At 39.4% G+C, this 7,489-nt stretch carries 5 protein-coding genes; 2 read left to right on the top strand and 3 right to left on the bottom strand.

What is annotated here, in order from left to right:
• Nucleotides 1–69: 69 nt before the first annotated feature.
• From IQ228_RS16745 to IQ228_RS16735, 3 genes are all read right to left on the bottom strand, one after another.
• Entirely contained in the window at nt 70–2,196 is a 2,127-nt protein-coding gene (locus IQ228_RS16745; RefSeq protein ID WP_027402960.1) for a zinc metalloprotease HtpX, read from the bottom strand.
• Between the two features lie 308 nt (nt 2,197–2,504).
• Nucleotides 2,505–4,133, bottom strand: a complete 1,629-nt coding sequence (locus IQ228_RS16740) for a peptide chain release factor 3 (protein WP_193963616.1) — start codon at nt 4,131–4,133, stop codon at nt 2,505–2,507.
• Between the two features lie 127 nt (nt 4,134–4,260).
• Nucleotides 4,261–4,980 (bottom strand): response regulator, encoded by a 720-nt coding sequence (locus IQ228_RS16735; RefSeq protein WP_193963614.1) that lies wholly within the window; start codon nt 4,978–4,980, stop codon nt 4,261–4,263.
• A 1,067-nt stretch (nt 4,981–6,047) separates the two neighbouring features.
• Between IQ228_RS16735 and IQ228_RS27200 the strand changes: the two genes are divergently transcribed.
• Together IQ228_RS27200 and IQ228_RS16730 are read left to right on the top strand one after the other, a co-directional pair.
• Entirely contained in the window at nt 6,048–6,179 is a 132-nt protein-coding gene (locus IQ228_RS27200) for a hypothetical protein (RefSeq protein WP_255549982.1), read from the top strand.
• Nucleotides 6,180–6,397: 218 nt separating this feature from the next.
• On the top strand, nt 6,398–7,054 hold the full coding sequence (locus IQ228_RS16730) for a DUF1361 domain-containing protein (RefSeq protein ID WP_027402962.1): 657 nt from the start codon (nt 6,398–6,400) through the stop codon (nt 7,052–7,054).
• Nucleotides 7,055–7,489 lie beyond the last annotated feature (435 nt).

Raw genomic sequence — 7,489 nt, 5'->3', positions numbered from 1 at the left:
AGACAGGGGCAGGGGGCAGGGGGAATATTTCTTCCCAATGACTAATGACTAATGACCAATGACCAATGACTAAGACCCTGTAAGCATAATATAAGCACCACAAGCTTGGGCAACGACTGCGATGACAGTAGACCAAATAGGATGAGGGCTATGAATTTTTTTGCCGCTTTGGGTTTCTAGGGTTTGGAGATCAATCCAGGGAGTTGCCCCACGTCGTAACCAACCTGTGACAGTGATTTGTCTGCCAATCAAGTCTTGAGGATTGAATGACTTTCCTAACCAGGGAATATGATGTAATTTTATTAAACCTTGGCTAGTTTGTAGGATTAGGTCTTGTGCTAAACAATTACCAATTCCGGGACGGCCTAACAGTTTACCAGTAAAACGGATTTTAGTGCTATCAATTGGTAAAATTGCTGGATCTGCTAATAAGTTGATCAAGTTTTCGTCTTTTTGAACATTTGCAGGGATGATTTCGGGAAATAAAGCATTGATCCGCATGACTGTGCCAATGCTAAAACCAATTAACATACAACCTGTAACAAAAGACCAATTATCATAAATCCATTTTAAGTTTAACAAATGTAAGGTGTATGCTGTTTGCCAAACTAACCAAATCAGACAGGCGAAGAGAAGACCAAGGGGGATTCCCAACCAAGGGGCAATTTGTAAACAGAAGGTTTGGGGCTTAATGAGGATGGGTTGTGATGGGGGTGTTTGATATAATTCGGTGTCTAAATGCCAATGGCGGGCTATTTCACAAAGACGTTCGATGCGATCGCCTATCGCTGGATGACAACTGTTGATTGTTAACCATTGACGGTAGGGATGAAAATTTTCCCATTTTAAGAATGATTCAAAAGGTAGATGACCAGCGGTGCTACCCAAAACTATGCTGTGCTGGTATGCGACGGGTGAAAGCAGATTCAGGCTTTCTAACTGCCAGCAGGTCTGTTCTTTTAACCCGACATCATGGGCTACACCAATGGATATTTTCAATAGGGCGCGAATTAGTCCATTGGGATTACCGGTGATTTCTGCGGATAGGCGATCGCTATGGTAAAGTCGCACCCGAGAATTAAGTAAAGCTGTGCCTGTGAACAGACACCAAATTCCATAGTTAATGCCGGCTAAGGCTGTACCTAGCCAACGCCAAATTTTACTGTGATGTTGATTTTCCCAAACTGACACTTGCTGATATATGCCATAAAATGGCATGGTTACGAGTAACACTAGGGACATCACTGCAAAGTCCCAACGCCCAATTTGCCCCAAGGATAAAGCATAAATAGCAGCTATTTCATCATCTGCCAGTTGTTCTAATAAGCCTTGACTAACAGTTATTCTGGCTGTGCGGGGCAGATTGCCATAACTGATGATCATAGGGGCAGCAATTGGTAGTATTCTTAGTTGGGGGGTATTCCAGCGCCGCTGTTGACAAGCCCTTTGTAATACCCTTACTGTTTCCCGACTGTAGGAGTTTAATTTTTCTTTGGACAACTCTTCTTGACCAGAAAATCTCGTTAGCGCCCAGTCGAGTAACCAAGGGGACGATACCATTAAGATTATAAATAACCCTAGAATCAAGTCGGTAGGATCACGATATAAAATCTGGATAGGTTCTAAGTATGGCAGTTGATATAGAATTTGATTAACTGAACCCAATACAAATTTCAGTGCTTCTCGGCACGTCCAGAATAGTGCCATGAATGTGAAGAGGGCAATTAGTCGGGAGGGAATAATATTAGGCTTGCGTAGAGGTTGCCACACTTTAGCACGTCTAGCATTTCGCCAGTAAATGCTAACGGGTTGAATATTAGTATTACCATCAGCCCCAACATAAGCGGTTTTTAGCTGTTGTGGGGGGGTATTTAAACCGGAAATAATTCCAGTCTTCGGTTTGCGGGATTTTTTCTGCTGGTTTTTGCGTTTATGCAGGTGTTCAAGAGCAAGTTTTGACCACTCTTGAACTTGGGGACTACTATTAGCGATCAAATTTTGGCACAGGACGATCGCTTTGGAGATTTCGCCAGTGCGGGCATAGGACATAACTAACCCCACTTGTGCCTGTAAACAAATCTTTTCTTCGGTTTGATTTTTGGCTAGTGGTTCAAGGTTAGCGATCGCTGTATAGTAATTCCCCTGCTTGAGGGCAGCTAAACCAGCCTCTAAACATGATTCAGCATAGGAAGGCATACAAACTTTGGTACTCCAATCTGTTCTCGGTGACAAATAGCACGCTCGTTGATATACCCTGATAATTGGTCAGTTGTCAGTTGTCATTGGTTATTGGTCATTGGTCATTGGTCATTGGTCATTGGTTATTGGTTATTGGTTATTGGTTATTGGTCATTGGTTATTGAGAAAATTCTTTTTCCTCCTGAACTCCTAACTCCTGACTCCTGACTCCTGACTCCTGACTCCTGAACTCCTGAACTCCTGACTCCTAACTCCTGACTCCTGACTCCTGAACTCCTGAACTCCTGACTCCTGACTCCTAACTCCTAACTCTCTACTGATTGTTGATGGGAAAAGACGGGGGCGATCGCACTTAACTTCAATCCTGGATGATCACCTTCTAACTGTTGACAGTTCCATTCATTGCGGAATAACAACACAGGTCGTCCCATGCTATCTTTAACAGTGGTGGTATTAAATAAACGTCCTACTTGTTTTAAGGCTTCCCAACCACCCAAAACCCAACGGGCGACACTGTAGGGTAATAAATCAAGAATGGTTTCCACACCATACTCATTTTGTAAACGGAACTGGACTACCTCAAATTGCAACTGACCAACCGCTGCTAAGATTGGGTCACGCTTGGCTTCATCAGTTGAATACATAATTTGTACAGCACCTTCTTCTCGCAATTCAGAAACACCTTTTTGAAACTGCTTAAATTTCGACGGGTTGGGGTTTCTCAAAGTAGCAAAAAGTTCCGGTGAGAAATAAGGAATTCCCTCATATTCTAGTTTTTGTCCTGTATAAATAGTATCGCCAATTGCAAAAACACCCGGATTATTTAAACCAATCACGTCCCCCGGATAAGCGACATCAATAGATTCTCTTTCTTGGGCAAATAGTTTTTGCGGACGAGATAGACGGACAACTTTACCAGTTCGAGCATGATTTACTGTCATATCTTTTTCAAACTTGCCTGTGCAAACCCGGACGAAAGCCACTCTATCTCGGTGTTTTGGGTCCATGTTGGCTTGGAGTTTGAAAATAAATCCGGTAAATTCTGGATAAGTGGGGGGAATATCGCCGACGCTGCTGCTATGTGTACCTGGTTTCAGGGCAAAGTCGAGGAAGTTTTCCAGGAATAATTCCACCCCAAAATTGGTCATGGCGCTACCAAAAAATACTGGGGTCATTTTGCCAGCGTGTACCAGGTCTAAATCTAATTCTGGACAAACTCCTTCTAAGAGTTCTAATTCGTCTTTTAATTGGTGGTAAAGTTCTTTTTCTAGTAAGGTTTCTAGTTGGGAATCGCCTATATCAAGAACAGTTTCCCTTGCTTCCTTGCTACCATGAGAACTCCGTTCAAATAAATGAACTTGCTGTTGTTGGCGGTCAAAAACTCCTTTGAAGCGATCGCCCATGCCAATAGGCCAATTCACTGCATAGGTCTGTAATCCCAGTTCTTTCTCAATTTCATCCAACAAATCTATAGGTTCTCTACCTGGACGGTCAAGTTTATTCACAAAGGTGAAAATGGGAATCCCCCGCATTTTACAGACTTCAAACAATTTCCGAGTTTGGGGTTCTAAGCCTTTAGCCGCATCAATCAGCATGACCGCATTATCTGCCGCTGCCAAAGTCCGATAAGTGTCTTCACTAAAATCTTGGTGTCCAGGAGTGTCAAGTAAATTAATTTGACAGTTGCGATAGGCAAATTGTAACACCGTTGAAGTGACGGAAATTCCCCGTTGTTGTTCCATTGCCATCCAGTCAGAGGTCACTTTTCGCTGGTCTCTACGGGCTTTGACTGCTCCAGCTTCGTGGATAGCACCTCCGTATAATAATAGTTTTTCAGTTAAAGTAGTTTTACCAGCATCAGGGTGAGAAATAATCGCAAAATTGCGACGCTGTTCCACCGCTTCACCTAGTTCTGTTTGCAGTTCAATGGACATATTGGTTATTTGTTTTTAACTTCATTAAATGTAATCTTTTTTAGGAGCAGGGAACAGGGAATAGGGAACAGTATAGTATTCGCCCATTATTCCTTAATTCTTTCTGACTCGGTGACTCCTCAATTAATTAAAGTTTTCCCAATAGTTTGTAAGTTCTCAGCAACTTAGCATTTTCATCTGTTAGTAATTCCTGTAAGCTACTCATCTCATTTAATATCTCAATTTGTCGTTTACATTCTTGCTGTAATATCAATAAATATTTGTCTCTGTCTTTTTCATTTTCAACCTGTTTAAGCATACAAATTGCCATATTGATATTAGAAAGCGGATTGCGTAAGTCTTGGGAGACTTGATCTAGAAGATTTCCCCGCATTTGCGCTAGTTGCTGGGAGTCTTGCAGTTCCGACCGATTTTTTTTGATTTCCTGTTCGAGTATTTCTAATTTTTGGGACTCTTCTAAATATGCTTGATTAGAAATTGAATGTCGTTTCAACCTAGCGTTGACTGCTTCTAAGATTTCACGAGGCTGAAAAGGTTTGGTAATGTAATCATCGGCACCTAAATTCATGCTTTGACGAAAATCATTGCGTTCTGCTTTAGCGGTAAGAAAAATGAACGGGATATCAGCCAATTTAGGATCACGCCGCAGTTCGGTTAACACTTCATATCCACTTAATTCTGGCATGAGGATATCACAGATGATTAAATCTGGATTTCTATTTTTGGCTAAATGTAAGCCAATTCTGCCATTTACGGCGGTAATAACCGAGAAATTTACTAGTTCTAAAAATTCTTGGAGATTTAACCGAATCGAATTTTCATCCTCAATAATTAGAATTAAGCTCATAACTGATTGGTAGTCTTAAATAGGGTGTGATGAAAAATTAGGAGTCAGGAGAAATAAAAAAATAAGAAGGGGTAAAAAGAAAAATTATTTGCTGTGCAACTCCGGTTACTTAATATAAAATGTAGCAAATTACACTTTTTATTAAGATTATAGTATATCAGATTTCGTGTATACTGAATAAAGTAAATGGTAATACTTAATATCCATAGATATAGCAGGAATCAGGAGTCACCGAGTCAGGAGTAAAACTGGCTTTTTGTACAGATTTCAATTTAGATTTTGTACCTCCTAACTACGCAAACTGATGTATGAACAAGAAAATTAATTATGGAGATACAGTGGCTTTAGGGCAAGTATTACATACAGACTTAATTGTTTATTAACTGCGATCGCCATTATACTAAAAACGGGTGAGATTTAAACTTTTGCCAAATGACAAAGAACCCAGATGTGTAGGGGTTTAGCAGTGCTAAACCCCTACGTTTAGAATCAAACAATCAAGCCGTTTTGAGTATATTTTGTTTTGGCAGTATATACTGATTTCATAAGAGACTTCATAAGTTAATATTCGACAGAATCCAACTGGATCAAGTTAGGGGATAAGGAAAAAATTTTGGAAAAATTACCCAACTGCACCAAAATTTTAGTAGTTGATGACAATCTTGTAAATTTAAAACTTCTAAATCATACCTTAGAGGATGTTTAAAAAGTTTTTAATGTATAAACAAACCCCTCTAGTAAACCTGTCCGGTATTAAATGTTATTCCTTTTCCCTCTGCTAAGAGGAGTTAGGAGGAGGTGCGGGGAGAGGCTTTGGTCCTTGCTGATTTTAGGGATGAAAATAATTTTGCATACGTTCAAGACTCTTGTAGAGACGTTCCATGAAACATCTCTACGTCCAAAAATCATAGGCCAATTCAGCAACACCAGGCTTTGAAACGGGAGCATCCCAATTTTGCAGAAATAAGCTGGTGATTAGAAAGATACCTCCTGCTCCCGTCAGGGATACAAGGTTAGGTTGTGGAACGTAAACGTATCCTTGCGGGACACTGCGTGGACGCGAAGCAATGGAACGAAACCCAACATTATCAAGGATTTTGTTGGGTTATGGCTTCGCTCAACCCAACCTACATTTCCTTAACCGACAAGTATTGCCTGTACATCTCAATTTATGGAAAGCCATGAAAAAATCACCATAATTCCTCTAATCAACCTTGCTACATCAAGGTTTAGTTATGATAAATCCTCAATCACCGTAAAAAATACGTAAAAGCCAAAATTCTGAAAAACAACTGTTTTCTGCAACTGTGATCTAAAATAGATTCTTACACACAATGTTTTTAGAGTTATCAAGACTCCACAACTGCAAATATTGTGTCAAGAAAGAAATAACATTTATTCTATACATTTCAATTCTATGAAAGCAGAAGTGATTGAATTAATAACAACGGTTTTCCATGTTTTACGAGTTAATATGCGGTGGATGACTTGGAATCTATTCTTGGCTTTTATCCCTTTGGCTTTAAGTGTTTGGCTATTTCGCAAAAAACGCGGAGGTTCATGGATTTGGTGGCTAGGATTTCTGAGTTTCTATGCTTTTTTACCAAATGCGCCTTATTTATTAACTGATGTTATTCATTTAATAGATGATATCCGGCGAGTTCAGTCAGTATGGATGATTACATTAGTGTTAATGCCTGTGTATTTTGTGGTCATTCTTGGCGGATTTGAGGCTTATGTCATATCTTTGATAAATTTAGGTTATTATTTACACCGAACGGGTAAAAGCAAATGGATTTTTTCTGTTGAATTAATGACTCATGCTCTTTCTGCTGTTGGTATTTATTGGGGACGATTTTTACGGTTTAACAGTTGGGACTTTATTACTCAACCAGATGCGATAATCACGAAAGGTGTAGAGGAAATACTTGGTAAACAGCCGTTGATAATTATTACGATTACTTTTGTAATTCTTTGGGTTTTGTATTGGTTTATGAAACGAATTACTTTGAGTTTTGTTAACAATGGTGCTAGTTCACAACTAAATGATCATCATATTCACAATATTAACTAATGACATACACCAGAATTCAGGAGTGAAATTGGTTCGCTGTTCCAATACTTGTCAGTTAAGCTCAAAAAATAGAATTACGTAGGTTGGTTTTCGTTCCTCAACCCAACATTTACCGATATTTGTTGGGTTGCTGTCCGACTTTGAATTTAGATTCTGTAACTTATTAATGTAAGTTGCTAGTTAGGTAAATTGTCAGAAATGGCTAACGCCACGCTGCGCTATCAGGATATCCAGGATTAAAGGATGAACAGGATGAAACCAGAGCTTTTATTACCAATTACCTATTACCAATTACCTATTACCAGCCTCAACGAGATAACTAGCAACTTGAGTTATTAATCTACTGTAAATTTAATATCCCTGATTTCTTAAAGAAGTTGGGGATATCAACAAAAAATTCCTATTTAGATTTAAAATAGAAAAGCAAATATAAAA

The sequence above is a fragment of the Dolichospermum sp. LEGE 00246 genome, from assembly GCF_015207865.1.
GTDB lineage: Bacteria > Cyanobacteriota > Cyanobacteriia > Cyanobacteriales > Nostocaceae > Dolichospermum > Dolichospermum heterosporum.
This window is presented reverse-complemented; position numbering and strand designations above follow the sequence as displayed.

Excerpts from the sequence above, each read along its gene's own strand:
- IQ228_RS16745 (WP_027402960.1), bottom strand. The coding sequence starts at position 2,196 with ATGCCTTCCTATGCTGAATCATGTTTAGAGGCTGGTTTAGCTGCCCTC.
- IQ228_RS16740 (WP_193963616.1), bottom strand. The coding sequence starts at position 4,133 with ATGTCCATTGAACTGCAAACAGAACTAGGTGAAGCGGTGGAACAGCGT.
- IQ228_RS16735 (WP_193963614.1), bottom strand. The coding sequence starts at position 4,980 with ATGAGCTTAATTCTAATTATTGAGGATGAAAATTCGATTCGGTTAAAT.
- IQ228_RS27200 (WP_255549982.1), top strand. The coding sequence starts at position 6,048 with ATGGAACGAAACCCAACATTATCAAGGATTTTGTTGGGTTATGGCTTC.
- IQ228_RS16730 (WP_027402962.1), top strand. The coding sequence starts at position 6,398 with ATGAAAGCAGAAGTGATTGAATTAATAACAACGGTTTTCCATGTTTTA.